General features: G+C 71.3%; 15 protein-coding genes. 3 read left to right on the top strand and 12 right to left on the bottom strand.

Translation table 11 applies throughout. The features are described 5' to 3' along the window. Both ACIBCT_RS18070 and ACIBCT_RS18075 read left to right on the top strand, forming a co-directional pair. Entirely contained in the window at nt 1-1200 is a 1200-nt protein-coding gene (locus ACIBCT_RS18070) for a cytochrome P450 (protein ID WP_399189816.1), read from the top strand. Nucleotides 1201-1208: 8 nt separating this feature from the next. Then, nucleotides 1209-1454 (top strand): ferredoxin, encoded by a 246-nt coding sequence (locus ACIBCT_RS18075; protein WP_399189818.1) that lies wholly within the window; start codon nt 1209-1211, stop codon nt 1452-1454. 26 nt (nt 1455-1480) lie between these two features. On the opposite strand, the gene ACIBCT_RS18080 is transcribed toward ACIBCT_RS18075, so the two are convergent. From ACIBCT_RS18080 to ACIBCT_RS18105, 6 genes are all read right to left on the bottom strand, one after another. Continuing rightward, nucleotides 1481-2200, bottom strand: coding sequence for an ABC transporter permease (locus tag ACIBCT_RS18080; protein ID WP_399189820.1), 720 nt, complete (start codon nt 2198-2200; stop codon nt 1481-1483). Between the two features lie 35 nt (nt 2201-2235). Beyond that, a complete protein-coding gene (locus tag ACIBCT_RS18085; RefSeq protein WP_399189822.1) occupies nt 2236-3126 on the bottom strand; it encodes an ABC transporter ATP-binding protein in 891 nt (296 codons plus the stop codon). Nucleotides 3127-3300: 174 nt separating this feature from the next. Further along, on the bottom strand, nt 3301-3819 hold the full coding sequence (locus tag ACIBCT_RS18090) for a type II toxin-antitoxin system RelE/ParE family toxin (RefSeq protein WP_399189824.1): 519 nt from the start codon (nt 3817-3819) through the stop codon (nt 3301-3303). 2 nt (nt 3820-3821) lie between these two features. After that, nucleotides 3822-4133: a type II toxin-antitoxin system Phd/YefM family antitoxin gene (locus tag ACIBCT_RS18095; protein WP_399189826.1), complete on the bottom strand. Its 312-nt coding sequence runs from the start codon at nt 4131-4133 to the stop codon at nt 3822-3824. A gap of 86 nt (nt 4134-4219) precedes the next feature. After that, nucleotides 4220-5074, bottom strand: coding sequence for an SDR family NAD(P)-dependent oxidoreductase (locus tag ACIBCT_RS18100; RefSeq protein ID WP_399189829.1), 855 nt, complete (start codon nt 5072-5074; stop codon nt 4220-4222). Further along, nucleotides 5071-6303 carry an acyl-CoA dehydrogenase family protein gene (locus ACIBCT_RS18105; RefSeq protein ID WP_399189831.1) on the bottom strand — a complete coding sequence of 411 codons (1233 nt, stop codon included), beginning with the start codon at nt 6301-6303 and terminating at the stop codon, nt 5071-5073. Before ACIBCT_RS18105 ends, ACIBCT_RS18100 begins: the two co-directional genes overlap by 4 nt. Before the next feature lie 205 nt (nt 6304-6508). Between ACIBCT_RS18105 and ACIBCT_RS18110 the strand changes: the two genes are divergently transcribed. Next, nucleotides 6509-7192 carry a TetR/AcrR family transcriptional regulator gene (locus ACIBCT_RS18110; RefSeq protein ID WP_399189832.1) on the top strand — a complete coding sequence of 228 codons (684 nt, stop codon included), beginning with the start codon at nt 6509-6511 and terminating at the stop codon, nt 7190-7192. 18 nt (nt 7193-7210) lie between these two features. Here ACIBCT_RS18110 and ACIBCT_RS18115 read toward each other — a convergent pair whose 3' ends face one another. The 6 genes from ACIBCT_RS18115 to ACIBCT_RS18140 all read right to left on the bottom strand — a co-directional run bounded on the left by ACIBCT_RS18115 (nt 7211) and on the right by ACIBCT_RS18140 (nt 13909). Further along, a complete protein-coding gene (locus tag ACIBCT_RS18115; RefSeq protein ID WP_344893112.1) occupies nt 7211-7819 on the bottom strand; it encodes an ATP/GTP-binding protein in 609 nt (202 codons plus the stop codon). Continuing rightward, nucleotides 7800-8126 (bottom strand): DUF742 domain-containing protein, encoded by a 327-nt coding sequence (locus tag ACIBCT_RS18120; protein WP_344893109.1) that lies wholly within the window; start codon nt 8124-8126, stop codon nt 7800-7802. The genes ACIBCT_RS18115 and ACIBCT_RS18120 overlap by 20 nt, the downstream gene beginning before the upstream one ends. 20 nt (nt 8127-8146) lie before the next feature. Continuing rightward, a complete protein-coding gene (locus tag ACIBCT_RS18125) occupies nt 8147-8572 on the bottom strand; it encodes a roadblock/LC7 domain-containing protein (protein ID WP_344893106.1) in 426 nt (141 codons plus the stop codon). Continuing rightward, nucleotides 8553-10907 (bottom strand): nitrate- and nitrite sensing domain-containing protein, encoded by a 2355-nt coding sequence (locus ACIBCT_RS18130; protein WP_399189833.1) that lies wholly within the window; start codon nt 10905-10907, stop codon nt 8553-8555. Before ACIBCT_RS18130 ends, ACIBCT_RS18125 begins: the two co-directional genes overlap by 20 nt. A gap of 376 nt (nt 10908-11283) precedes the next feature. Further along, the gene (locus ACIBCT_RS18135; RefSeq protein ID WP_399189834.1) at nt 11284-12768 is read right to left on the bottom strand and encodes an MFS transporter; all 1485 of its coding nucleotides are present in this window, start codon (nt 12766-12768) and stop codon (nt 11284-11286) included. A 322-nt stretch (nt 12769-13090) separates the two neighbouring features. Next, nucleotides 13091-13909 carry a class I SAM-dependent methyltransferase gene (locus ACIBCT_RS18140; protein WP_399189835.1) on the bottom strand — a complete coding sequence of 273 codons (819 nt, stop codon included), beginning with the start codon at nt 13907-13909 and terminating at the stop codon, nt 13091-13093. Nucleotides 13910-14037: the final 128 nt, after the last annotated feature.

Below are 14037 nucleotides of genomic sequence, written 5' to 3' on the forward strand. Positions count from 1 at the left end.
ATGACCCAGTCCCGATCCGAGGCGATCACCTTCCCCACCGGACGCCCCGGGCCCTTCGACCCGCCCGAGCGGCTGGCCTCGCTGCGCGAGGAACGGCCCATCGCCCGGCTGGCCTATCCCGACGGCCGGATCGGATGGCTGGTGACCGGCCACTCGGCCGTACGGGCGATCCTGGCCGACCCCCGGTTCAGCTCCCGCCGCGAGCTGCTGAACATCCCGGTCCCCTTCCCGCTGATGCAGGAGATGCGCGGACCGGCCGAGCCGGGGATGTTCATCCGGATGGACCCGCCCGACCACACCCGCTACCGCAAGCCGCTCACCGCGCAGTTCACGGTGCGGCGGATGAAGGGGCTGGAGCCCCGGATCCGGGAGATCACCCGGGAGCGGCTGGACGCGATGGAGAAGGCCGGGCCGCCCCTGGACCTGGTCAGCGAGTTCGCACTCCCCATCCCCTCGCTGGTGATCTGCGAGCTGCTCGGCGTCCCGTACGCCGACCGCGACGAGTTCCAGCACGCCACCTCGGCGCTGCTGAACCTGGAGTCCTCGCCCGAGGAGATCCGCACGGCGCTCGCCGGCATCGCCTCCTTCTTCGCACGGCTCATCGCCCTCAAGCGCGCCGACCCCACCGACGACCTGCTCGGCGGCCTGATCGAGGACGGGGAGCTGACCGACGAGGAACTGCGCAACGTGGGGTTCCTGCTGCTCGCCGCGGGACACGAGACCACGGCCAACATGCTCGGGCTCGGCACGTTCGCCCTGCTGGAGCACCCCGACCAGCTCGCCACGCTGCGCGCCGACCCCTCGCTGATCGACAACGCGGTCGAGGAACTGCTCCGCTTCCTCAGCGTCATCCACATCGGCCCGACGCGGGCCGCCCTGGAGGACGTCGAGGTGGAGGGCGAGCTCATCAGGGCCGGCGAGGTGGTGGCGCTCTCGGTGCCGGGCGCGAACCGTGACCCCTCGCGCTTTCCCGACCCCGACCGCCTGGACGTCACCCGCTCCGCGAGCGGGCACCTGACGTTCGGCCACGGGCTGCACCAGTGCCTGGGGCAGCAGCTCGCCCGCGTGGAGATGCGCATCGCCTTCCCGATGCTGTTCGACCGTTTCCCCGGGCTCCGTCTCGCCGTACCGGCCGAACAGGTGGCCATGCGCGACACCATGTCCATCTACGGCGTGCGAGCGCTGCCGGTCGCGTGGTAGGCCACGGCATGAGGGTCACCGCGGACGCGGCGTCGTGCATCGGGGCGGGCATGTGCGCGCTCACCGCGCCCGAGGTCTTCGACCAGAGCGAGGAGAGCGGAACCGTCGTGCTCCTGGACGAGACGCCCCCGCCCGGGCTGCACGCCGCCGTCCGCCGGGCCCGGCACCTGTGCCCCGCGGGCGCCGTCTCGGTGAGCGACGGCCCTGCGGTACGGGGCTCCGCAGGGACCGGGCCCAGAGACCGGCGAGGCTGAGGTTCCCCAGGTGGAGACGGGCGTCGTCATCGGCGCGGTTCCCAGCGGAAGATCCGGGAGGCCAGCACGACGGCGACGACCACCCAGCCCAGCGTGGGCGCCAGGAGCATCAGGGACTCGGTGACGGGAACGCCCCCGTTCCAGGCGGTGACGGCCAGTTCGGTGGCCGAGCCGCCGGGAAGCAGCCGCTTGAGCAGGGTGAGTTCCCCGGTGCCGGTGATGCCCACCCAGCTGGCCACGGCGATGGTGCCGAGACTGACGGGCAGCGTGGTCACCTGCGCGTGCTCGGGGGAGTTCGTCAGTCCCGCCGTGGCCAGCGCCAGGCCGAGCATCATGATCATCATCGAGAGGACGGCCGCCACCAGGAGGAGGACGTTGTCCGGCCCGCTCGCGACCGTGGCCAGCACGGTCATGATCACGGCCACCTGGACCAGCGAGATGACGGTGATCGGGAGGAGCAGCCCGGACAGGATGCCGGCGTCGCCCTCCGCGGTGGAGCGCAGCCGCTTGAGGAAGAGGTTCTGCCTGCGGGAGGCCAGGGTGGTCACCGCGGTGGTGTAGAGCCCGAACGCCCCGACGGTGAACATCGTGATCGCCGCGATGTACCCGAGGCTGCCCAGGGTCGCGAAGGCCTCGTGCCGGTGGATGAAGAACCCGCTGACCACCGCGGGCATGACGAGACCGGTGACCAGGACCAGCCGGTTCCGGAAGATCTGGATCAGCTCGCCGAGAGCGATCGAGAGCATGACGAAGGTCCTTTCGTTGGAGGGTCCGGCCGGTCTCAGCCGTTGCCGATGGCGCGGAAGACGTCGTCGAGCCGGGTCGGTCCGGCCTGGAGTCCCCGCAACTCCACCGAGTGCTCCTGCGCCCAGCCCAGCAGAACGTGCAGGTCCTTCTGCAGGCCGAAGGTCTCGACGAGGAACGTCCCGTCGCCGTCGCGTACGGCCGGCAGCGGCAGCGGCACCGCCGGGGCGGGGACCGGCAGGGAGAAGCGGACGGCGGCGGGCATGGCCTGTGTCAGCTCGGAGACGGTCCCCTCCCGGTGGAGGACGCCCCCGTGCATGAGACCGATGCGGTCGGCGTGCTGCTGCGCCTCCTCCAGGTAGTGCGTGGTCAGGACGACGGTGGAGCCGGCTTCGCGCAGCCTGCCCACGGTGTCCCACAGATCGTCCCGGGACCGGATGTCCAGGCCGGTGGTGGGCTCGTCCAGGAAGATCAGCTCAGGTGTTCCGTACACGGCGGTGGCGAAGTCCAGGCGCCGCTTCTCGCCGCCGGAGAGCTGGGCCACCTTGGTGCCGGCCTTGCGGGTGAGGTTCACGACGCCGAGCACGCGCTCGACCGTGTCCGTGCGCCGGGTGAGCCGTCCGATCAGCCGGACCGACTCCCTCACCGTCAGGTCCGGGGAGAACCCGCTCTCCTGCAGCATGATGCCCATCCTGGGCCGCACGGCGCGCCGGTCGTGCGGGCTCCGCCCGAAGACCCGCACGGTGCCCGAGGTGGCCCTGCGGTGACCTTCGACGGCCTCCAGGGCCGAGGTCTTCCCCGCCCCGTTCGTGCCGAGCAGCGCGTAGAGCTCCCCCTGCCGTACCTGGAAGGACAGGTCCTTCACGGCGTGGAAGTCGCCGTAGGTGAGATTCAGACGTTCGACGTCGATGACCGGTGTGGAGGACATGTCGTCGATCCCATCAGCCGGCGCGCCCACCGGGCAGTGCGGCCACGTCATGACCGGACATGACGTGGCCGGCGTGAACGCATGACGTGGTGTCACGGGTGCCACCGTCGTCGCGGCGACCCGCCGTCGACCGGCCCTCGCCGTACGCCGTTCCGGTTCCCGAACGGCGGAGGGCTAACGCGGCCCCGAACGGAACTCCGTCCAGAGATCCACGGCTTCCTCCAGGCCGAGCGCGGCCACGTCCTCCCGGGCCATGCCGACCGTGTAGATCAGGCGATCGGCGAGCCAGTCGGGAACCGGCTCCCGCGCGGGCGTCTCGGCGACGTGAAGGTGGCCGGTCAGAGTTCCCAGGCGGTCGATGACCTCGCCCAGCCGCACGATGTCGGGACGAGAACCACCGGCCGCTCGGATCCGCGCCGTGGCTTCGGCATAGACCTCGGCGTCGGCCCTCTCCCCGACCGCCCAGATCTCACAGATCTCGACCGTCTTGTCATCGGTGATCCGGTAGACGACCCGCCACGTGTTCCGCCCGACGACGAGCTTGCGGAACCCGGTCAGTTCGCCGCCCAGCGGGTAACCGGCCTCGGGGTTCTCGAGGAGCAGGAGGATCTTCTTCAGGATCTCGGGGACGGCGTCCGGACCGATCCTCCGGAGATCGTCGACGGCCGGATCGGTGAATACGACGTCGGACATCGCTATTCGTCGTCGTCCGGGATCGCGGCCAGCGATTCGCGGGTGTGCCCGAAAGCGGAAAGGACATCGTCGATCGGCGTCCGCCGTCCGCTGTCGGTGGAAGCCCTGACGAGAACCAGAGCCAGATCCCGCAGATCAGCCGCGGCCTCTTCCAGCTCGTCGAGACGTCGCATGCTCACGACGGCCGCGACCGGCCGGTGCCGACGGGTCACCACCAGGTCCGCGCCTTGCTCCGCGTCGGCCACCAGACGAGCCACCCCGCGCTGCGCGGCCTCGGTGACCGTGAGTTCGGTCGCGTCATGAAGAACAGCCATGCACGAACTATATAGAGAACTGTACAGAATGACGAGCGTCGGCTCCGGAGCCTCGGTCGTCGAAGCTCCGGACCGCCGGAGACGTCTCAGGTACGCGGCCCCGGGGCGCGGCGGAAGGCGAAGGGCTGGCTCTCCCGGCCGGGGATCACGAACCAGCACTCGCCGGTGCCCTCGCTGTCGAGCAGCCGCATGAACGTCTCCACCACGTCCGAGACCTCCAGGACGGGGAAGCCGAGCTGTTCCAGCACCGCCTTGCCCTCGCCCAGGATCGCGGTGTCGGCGAAGGAGGGGCAGAGCGCCTGCACCCTCACCCCTCGCGACCGGAGGTCCTGGCCGAGCGTGCGGACCAGCCCGACGACCGCGTGCTTGTTGGCGGCGTAGATCGGGTCGGACGGGATGCCGACGATGCCGGCCATGCTGGCGGTGGCCACGATGGTGCCGCCGCCCGCCGCCAGCAGCGCGGGCAGGGCGGCGTGCACCCCGAACACCACGCCGTCGAGGTTGACGCCCATCGCCAGGCGGTAGCGCCGGAGGTCGAAGTCCTCGCCCACCCCGCAGCCCGAGGAGACGCCCGCGTTGAGGAAGGCGAGGTCGAGCCTGCCGTACCGCTCGACCGCGGTCGCCACCGCCGCCTCGTTGTCCTCCAGGCGCGAGACGTCACAGTGGACGTACGTCGCGTCCAGCTCGCCGGCGAGCTTCTCGCCCGCGGCGTCGTCGATGTCGGCGAGGACGAGGCGGGCCCCGCCGGAGGCCAGGCGCCGGGCCACGCCCGCGCCGATGCCGTTGCTCCCGCCGGTGACGAGGGCGACCCTTCCCTCCAGGTCGTCGCCGCGGACCATGTTGGACGCCTGTACCGGAGGCTGCGGGACCAGGCCGCTGAGCAGCCCGCCCCCCGTGCCGTCGTTCCCGGCGGTTCCCGTGTTCGTCTCCTGCGTGCTCACAGCGGCAGTCCTCCGGTGGCGGCGTTGGTCGATCCCGTGCTCCGGTACGCCGCGATCGTACGCTCGGCGATGCGCATCTGGTGGATCTCGTCGGCGCCGTCCGCGAAGCGGGCCCAGCGGGCGTGCTGGAGCATGTTCGCCAGCGGGGTGTCGGTCGAGTAGCCGAGCGCGCCGTGCACCTGGACGGCGCGGTCCACGATCCGGTTGAGGCTGTTGGCCACGAAGTGCTTCGCCATCGAGACCTCGGTGCGGAAGTCCTCACCCTTGTCGATCTTCGAGGCGGCGTGCAGGACCATGAGCTTGCACTGGTAGAGCTCCATGGCAGAGTCGGCGATGAGCCACTGGATGCCCTGCTTCTCGGCCAGCAGCGACCCGTGGCTGTAGCGGTTGAGCGCGCGGTCGACCATCATGTCGAGCGCGGTCTCGGCCTGGGAGATCCAGCGCATGCAGTGCGCCAGCCGCGCCGGGCCTAGCCGGTACTGGCCGAGCCGGTGGCCGTTCCCGCGCCCGCCGAGGATCTGGTCGTCGTGCACCCGCAGGTCGGTGATGACGATCTCGCTGTGCCCGGTGGAGCCGTGCATCGTCTCGACCTCGCGGACGTCGTTCCACCCCTGCTGCGGGAGGTCGACGAGGAAGGCGGTGTTGCCGCCGCGCGAGCCCTCGGGCACGTCGAGCTCGGTCTTGGCGATGAGGATGGCGAAGCTCGCCCGGCGGGCGTTGGAGATGAACCACTTGTGACCGTTGATCACCCATTCATCGCCGTCCTTGACGGCGTGGGTACGGATGAGCGTGGGGTCCGACCCGGCCACCTCGGGCTCGGTCATCGCGAAGCACGACATGGCGTGGCCCTTGAGCAGCGGCCTGAGGTACCTCTCCTTCTGCTCGTCGGTGCCCCAGTGCAGCAGCGTGTGCATGTTGCCCTCGTCGGGCGCCGAGCAGTTGAGGACCCACGGCCCGAGCCGGGTCCTGGCCGCCTCCGACTGCACCATGGCGAGCTCGACGTGACCGAGCCCCATCCCGCCCCACTCGACGGGCATGTGCGGCAGCCACAGCCCCTCGGCCTTCGCCTTGGCGCGCAGGTCGAAGATGACGCGGAGGTACTCGTCGCGTCCGGTCCCCTTCTCCACGTCGAGGCCCTCGACGGCCGGGACGACGGTCTCCTGGATGAAGACCCGCACGCGGCGGCGGATCTCCTCGTGCTCGGGTGCGAGGGTGAAGTCGATGGCCATGCTCTCCCCTTGACCGGTTACCGGTTCCGTGACGTGTCGGCAGGTCGCGGAAGGTCACCGGGAGTCCCGGGAGGCACGGGCGTCACGCCGATCGCCTCTATCCTGTGCCGTGGGCCGCGACCTTTGATGCGGCTGATCGACGTTTTCAGACACGTGCATTATTACCATAGTCATCGGCACATCCACCGGCAAGGCAGGAGTTCCCATGCCCCCCAACCCGGAGGCCACCGGCAGGCGGCTGGTGGCGGCGGCCGAGCTGCTCTTCGCCGAGCGGGGCATCGACGGCGTGTCGCTCCGCGAGATCAACGCCGCCGCCGGGCAGCGGAACTCGACCGCGCTGCAGTACCACTTCGGGGACCGCGCCGGTCTGCTGGCCGCGGTGCTGGCCAAGCACCATCCCGAGATCGAGGCCCGCCGCCACCAGCTCCTCGACGAGTACGAGTCCAGGGACGAGCCACCCGGCGCCGGGGCCCGCCGTGCCCTCGCGGGCGCGCTGGTGCGGCCGATGGCCGCGAAGCTGGCCGACCCCGACGGCGGCCGCGCCTACCTGAGGATCATGGAGCAGCTCGTGCACCGCGCCGGCGTGCCCGCCCTGCGCGGCAGGCAGGCCGATCCCGGGCAGAGCATCAACCGGTGGCGGGAACTGGTGGCCCCGCTCCTGCCCGAGGTCGCCGTCACCCGGCTGCACCAGCGCTTCATGGCCATCCGGGTGACGTACGTGGAGCTCGCCCGGCGCGCCGCCGGGCCGGAGGGGAAGGACGACCGGCTCTTCACCAGCCACCTGGTCGACGTCGTGTCCGCCGTGCTGGCCACCGAGGTCTCCCCGGAGACCGCGCGGCTCCTCGGTGAGCGCGACAGTCGCCAGGCCACCGGCCGGACGTCCCGCTGAGCCTTCCGGCGAGTGCGGTCAGACCCCGGCGTGGGCCTCCTGGAAGGCGCCCCCGGCCGAGTAGGTGACCAGCGTGGTCAGCACCTCCTTGACCGACTCGCGCCGGCGCACGTCGCACAGCACGATCGGGGCCACGCCGTCCAGGCCCAGGGCCCGGCGGATCTTGGCCGGGTCGTGCCGCCGCGCGCCGTCGAAGCAGTTGACCGCCACCACGAACGGCAGGCCGCGCTGCTCGAAGTAGTCCACCGCGGGGAAGCAGTCCTGCAGGCGGCGGGTGTCGGCGAGCACGACCGCGCCGAGCGCGCCCACGGAGAGCTCGTCCCACATGAACCAGAACCTGTCCTGGCCCGGGGTGCCGAACAGGTAGAGCCAGAGCCCCTCGCGAATGGTGATCCGGCCGAAGTCCAGCGCCACGGTGGTGGTGATCTTCGACTCCACGCCCGAGAGGTCGTCCACGCCGACGCCGCGCTCGCTCAGCAGTTCCTCGGTGTGCAGCGGCCTGATCTCGCTGATCGTGCCCACCATGGTCGTCTTCCCGACTCCGAAACCACCGGCCACAAGGATCTTGATGGCCATCGCCGGAGTGTCTGCCGGGCTCGTTCCCGGCTCAGAGGCCGCGTATTCCATGGAGCACTTCCCTGTATATACGTTCGTCGATCGTCTTCCCCACCGGGCGGGGCCGGTCGATGGTGACCAGGCCCTCTCGCCTCAGCTCGCTGAGGAGGACGCGGGTGATGTTGAGCGGCAGCCGGAGGTGCGCGGCCACGTCGGCCACCGGGGTGGGACGGCGGCACGAGGAGAGCACGTCGAGATGTTCGGGCATCAGCCCGACCGGTTCGGCCGGCACGTCGACGGTCGTGACGATGGCCACCAGGTCGAAGCTCTCCCCGACCGGGCGGGCCCTGCCGCCGGTCACCCCGAACAGCCTGATCAAGGGCCCGGGATCCTCCCCCGTCATGACCTCACACCGTTCCAGGCGGGCGCCGGGGCGGCCCCCCTCGGCTGCGCGGACAGGTGCTCGCCGACGCGCTTGACCAGCAGGGCCATCTCGTACGTCACCATGCCCAGCTCGGCGTCGCCCGCGGCGAGCACGGCCAGCCTGGCCCCCTGCCCCGCCGCGGTGACGAACAGGAAACCGCCCTCCAGCTCGATGATGGTCTGCCGTACGCCGCCGAGGCCGAAGTGCCGGCCCGCGCCCAGCGCGAGGCTGTGACTTCCCGCGGAGATCGCGGACAGGTGCTCGGCGTCCTCCCGGGTCAGCTGCCGGGAGCCGCCCATCGCCAGCCCGTCGGAGGACAGCACGATGGCGTGCCGGATGCCCGGGACCCGCTGGGTCAGGTCGTCGAGCAGCCAGCTCAGTTCAGATCTGGGGTCGGGCATCGGGGCGACTCTCCTTTCGGGTCCACACGTCCTGGTCCTGCTCACACCGGCTACGGCCCTGCTGCCAGCCCTGCTGCATGGACGACATGAGGTTCGAGAGTTCCTCCGGCGTCCGCGTGGAGACCTCACCACGCCGCACCGGGGAACGCGTCTGGCGAAGCTGTGGCGCCAGATTGGCCTGCCGTACCCGGACGGGGAGCCCGTCCAGGTCGTCGTCGTCGGCCTCCGGCACGGCGGCCGGTTGCCGGACGGGCACGGTGGAGGGCTGCTCCTGCCGCTCCTGGGCCGGGAACCACCCGGTCACCGGCTCGGGCACCGGCGCGGCCGGCTGCCGCTCCGGCACGCCGGGCAGCGTCCTGGGCCACGACTCGGGCTGCATGTCCAGCGCCCGGGGCTGCCCGGCCGCGTGGGCGCCGCCCTGGCGGGAGCGCTGCGAGACCTCGAAGACCGGCACCTCCTCCACCGCGAGCAGGGTGGACGGCAGCAGCACGATCGCGGTGGTCCCGTCGTAGGGCGAGGGCCGCAGCACGACCTTGATGCCGTGCCGGGACGCGAGCCTGGCGACGACGAACAGGCCGAGCCGGTCGCTGTCGGCCAGGTCGAACTCCGGCGGTTCGGCCAGCTTGGCGTTGAGCTCGTCCAGGGTCGCCCGGTTGAGCCCCAGGCCCCGGTCCTCGATCTCCAGCGCGAAGCCGTTGGCCGCCGACATGCTCCGGATGTGGACCACGGTGTTCGGCGGCGAGAAGGCGGTGGCGTTCTCCACCAGCTCGGCGATGAGGTGGATCAGGTCGGTGACCGCGCCGCCCACCAGCATCGGGGCCTGCGGCATGGGCAGGACGGTGACGCGGGTGTAGTCCTCGACCTCCAGCACGGCGCTGCGCACCACGTCGAAGATCGGCACCGGGTCGCGCCACCTGCGGGCGGGCGCCGCGTCGGACAGGATGATCAGGTTCTCCGCGTGCCGCCGCATGCGGGTGGTCAGGTGGTCGAGCTTGAAGAGGTCCTCCAGGATCTCCGGCTCCTCGATGCGGCGCTCCATCGCGTCCAGGAGGCTGAGCTGGCGGTGCAGCAGCGCCTGGTTGCGCCAGGCGAGGTTGAGGAAGACCTGGCCGACGCCCTTGCGGAGCGTCGCCTGCCCGACCGCGGCCTCCACGGCGGTGCGCCGCACACTGGAGAACGCCTGCACGACCCGGTCCACCTCGGCGGTCTCCGCCGGTTCCAGCTCGGGGGCCTCGGTCGCCGGGTCGACGTCGTCGCCCTTGCGCAGCCGCTCGACCAGCCGCGGCAACCGCTCCTCGGCCAGTTCCACGGCCGAGGCCTGCAGCCGCCTCAGCTCGCCGATCATGGATCGGCCGAACCGGTAGGAGACCAGCACCGAGGCGACGATGGCGAGCAGGCCCAGGCCGAGGACCAGGCCGATGCGCAGCAGGGCGTCGCGCTTGAGCGTCTCGCCCTTGGCGGTGGCCCTGGCCAGCTCCTCCTGGGTCTGCCGGGTGATGGTGTCCAGGACCGTCTGGGAGTCGCGCTTCCAGGCGGCCGCGTCCAGCGGCGGCCTGCCCTTCAGGTCCCACGCGAAGATCGTGTTCTCCGCCGCCTGGAGCCGCTGGTGGGGCGCGTCCCCGACGACCTGCTGGTAGCGCGCCTTCAGCTCGGGGCCCATGTCGCGGTCCGCGTTGGCCTGGAAGTTCCTGCGGCTGGTCATCGCCGCGACGAAGGCGGCGTGCTCGGCCTGCGTCATCTCGCCGCGCTTCAGCACGGGGATGAGGATGGCCTGCTCCCTGCCCAGGTACTCGGCGGTGCTGCTGTAGGCGCCCAGGCCGCGGACGACGCGGAAGGAGGAGACCTCGGGGAGCGACACCGGGTCGCCGAACTGCCGGTTGGCCGCGCCGATGAACGCGTTGTAGGCCTCGGTCACCTGGATCGCGCTCATCGAACCGCTGTCCGCGGAGACGCGCAGCGCGTCCAGCCCGTCCATCGCCGACTCCAGCACCCGTACGTCGGCGGGGGCGTTACCGGGCTCGTGGGCCGCGGCGGACGCGATCACCTCGCGCACCACCTCCACCTTGCCGTCGGTGATCCTGCGCTGGTCGGCCAGCGCCCTGTCCTGCCCGGTACGGTCGGCCGCGCTCGCGCTGAGCCTGCGCTCGTTCTGGAACTCGACGATCAGCTGCCGGATCGGCGCCCCGATCGACTCCCAGCGGTTCAGGGTCGTGGAGAGGCCGCTGACCTCCACGACGGTCGAGTAGGCCATGAACGACCACAGCGCGACCAGCGCGAGGATCGGGATGATGAGAATCTTGAGGATCTTGGAGCGGATCGGCGGGGGGGAACTCATTCGACCTGTCCAATCCGCGGTTCCTGCAGGGGGCTCACGGCCGGGGGAACGGTGTCCCGCGGTCGCACGCCGTAACCGTTGCGTATGTGATTCGACACACTATGCCCATGGGACAGATCCAGCTTCAAGCCACAGGAGCGAACTTTAAGTATCAATGTTCACACCGGTTCGGGTGAGCAATTCCCGATAAAATACCGCTTCTGGCGCATTATGCCTGTTCATCCGGGTGGGGCCTCCGCCCGGACGATCCACCGCCGCCGGCGCGGCCCGGGACCCCGCCGCCCTCGCCCGCGCGTCCCTCCCCTCCTGTCGTCACCGTCCGCCCGGACCCCCGGACGGTACCGGGGATCCGGGCGGCGCCGCGGGTCCGGACGGGTCAGCGGCGGGCCGCCTCCAGCACCCGTCGCGCGTCACGCTCGAAGAAGCCGCGCGCGGACAGGGTGATCAGGCCGCCCACGACCATCGGCACGATCAGGGCGTACATGGCCGAGACCAGCGAGCCGGTGCCGTCGGAGACGATGCCGACGATGAGCGGGCCGAACGCCACGCCCCCGGTGAGGAACAGCTGCAGGATGGCGAACCCGATCCCCCGGGAGGCGGCGGGGACCACGTCGGCGAGGGAGGCGGTCAGGTTGGGGATGGCCATCGACATCAGCACGCTGGAGAGGGTCAGCACCACGCAGAACAGGGCGAGGGAGTTCATCGTGAGCGCGGCGGCCAGGGTGGCCGAGCCCACCGTGATGCCACCGCCGCCCGCCAGGAGCCTGCCTCCCTTGCGGGTGCCGTGCCAGACCCGGCCCAGCCAGGAGCCGATCAGCGTCCCGCCGACCACCCCGACGATGGTCATCAGGCCGCTCAGCGAACCCGCGGCCCCGATGCCGATGCCGAAGTTGCGCACCAGCAGCGAGGGGAGCCAGTAGAAGACCCCGCCCAGGCCCAGGCTGACCAGCATCAGGCCGAAGGAGACCGCGAGCAGGGTGGGGATGGTGATGACCTCGCGGAACTGGCGGGCGAACGGCTGCCTGGCGGACGCCGGACGGGTGGAGCCGCTCTCGGAACCGCCGCCGACGCCCCCCAGGTCGGAGGTGCCGGCACCGATGCCGGAGCCCCCCGCGACGTCGAGGGCGGGCTCGGGACCGAGACCGTCGGGGGCCTCGGCCCCGGGACCGGAACCGGAACCGGCGCCGGCGCCGGCGCCGGTCCGCTCGGCGAACAGCCGGTCGAGATGCCCGCGCTCGGGCTCGCGGAGCCGCCAGACGAGCAGGGCGGTGAGCACGCCGGGCACGACCATGATCAGGAAGGCGCTGCGCCAGTCGCCGAACGCCTCCGCGAGCACGCCGCCGAGCAGCGTGCCGATGCCGCCCAGGTAGGCGGTGATACGGGTCCAGCCGTAGGCCTGGGCGCGGGAGGCCGGCGGATAGTAGTCGGCCAGCAGGCTGCCGGCCGCCGGGTTGTCGATGCTCTCGGCGGCGGCGAGGAAGACCCGCATCATGTAGAAGAGCGCGAAGCTGGTGGCCAGGCCCGAACCGAGCGTGGCCAGCGCCCAGCAGAAGACGACGACGGTGATGATCCGGGTGCGGCTGCGCCGGTCGGCGATGTACCCGGCGGGAAGCGCCACCAGGGCGGCGGCCAGGGCCGAGGCGGTCGGGATGGAACCCGCCACGGTGTCGCTGAAGCCCCATTCGGCCTGCAGGAGCGGCAGCACACCCGCGAGCAGGTTGTGCTCGATGCGGTCGACGAGCCCGACGACGAAGAGCACGGCCAGGGGCGCCCAGCCGTAGGGGGCCCGGGAGGTCGCGTCGATCTCTCCGTTGCGGGGTGCTCCGAGTTTCAGGCGGGGGGTGGTGGGCGTGTCGACCATGCGCCGGCCTTCCTGTAACCAAAATCTAGAATCCGCTTCTAGAGCTTTGTTAGGGAGGGTGGCACACATCACAGCGGCCGTAAATGGGCCGGACACCACCTGTCACGGCCGGGCACGGATCGACTCGGAGCCGGACCCCGCGCCCCGACCCCTTTCCCGAGGTGATCGAGGGCCGGTCCCCATGACCGGCCCGTGACCGAACCCGTGACAGGGCCCTGTGAATCGTCCCCATCCCCGGCGCGGTGAACGGTCAAACCCGGCGAAACACCCCCTTACCGAGATGGCCGGATGCGGCCGGGCGGCGGGAGAGCGGCCCGTCCCCTCAACCGCCGAAAGCCCTGCGGCCGAGAACGGAGTGGATCTCGAACGAGGGGGCGCTGAATCCGGGGGCCGACATCACCTCGCGGACCTCGCGGAGCCGGTCGGGGGTCATCCCGGCCTCCACCAGCCGGTCCTGCAGGTGACGGCTGTTGCTGATCATGAGGTCCAGCCCGGCGGAGCCCGGCCTCCACACCTCGGTCCAGCGCACCGGATCGACGTCCACCAGCCCGGCCCGGGCCATCTCTCCCCCGACCCGCGCGCCCCAGGTCGGGTCGCTCCCCGCCGCTCCCAGGACACGGGCCATGGCCCGGACGTAGGCACCGTAGACCTCGTGGCCGTCCGGGACGGACGGCTCCGCCCACCGGGTGATGTCGATCTCGTCGAGCTGCAGCAGGCCACCGGGGCGCAGCGCGGCGCACAGGCGCCGCAGCACCAGGTCGCGCCGCGGCAGGTGGCTGAGCACGAGGCGGGCGTGGATCAGGTCGAACGCGCCCTCCGGCAGCGGGTCGGCGACGATGTCGTGGCGGACGACGGTCAGCCCCTCCCGCGAGGGGATCAGGCCGGGCTTGATGTCGGTCGCCAGCACGTGCCCGTGCGGCGCCACCCGCTCGGCCAGCCAGAGCGCCACGCTTCCCCCTCCGGCACCCACCTCCAGGCAGTTCCAGCCGGGCCCGACCCCGGCCGACTCCAGGCGTCCGAAGGTCAGCGGGTCGAGCAACCGGGCGAGGTGGCGATGCTGGTCGCCCGAGTGGTCGCCGTCGTTGTCGAACACGTAGGTGGACGCGTCCGCGGACACGTTCACGACGTTCTGGCCGGTCATCGGACCCTCCCGGGGTGTTGAGCTCGACCGCATGGTAAGCGCGGTGACACGGGAGGTGACAGCACATGGCCGGACCCGGACGCGTCCCTCCGGCGCTCCCATCGTCTACGCTCCGGTGTGTCCGGATA

Source organism: Streptosporangium sp. NPDC050855 (genome assembly GCF_044456585.1).
GTDB lineage: Bacteria > Actinomycetota > Actinomycetes > Streptosporangiales > Streptosporangiaceae > Streptosporangium > Streptosporangium longisporum.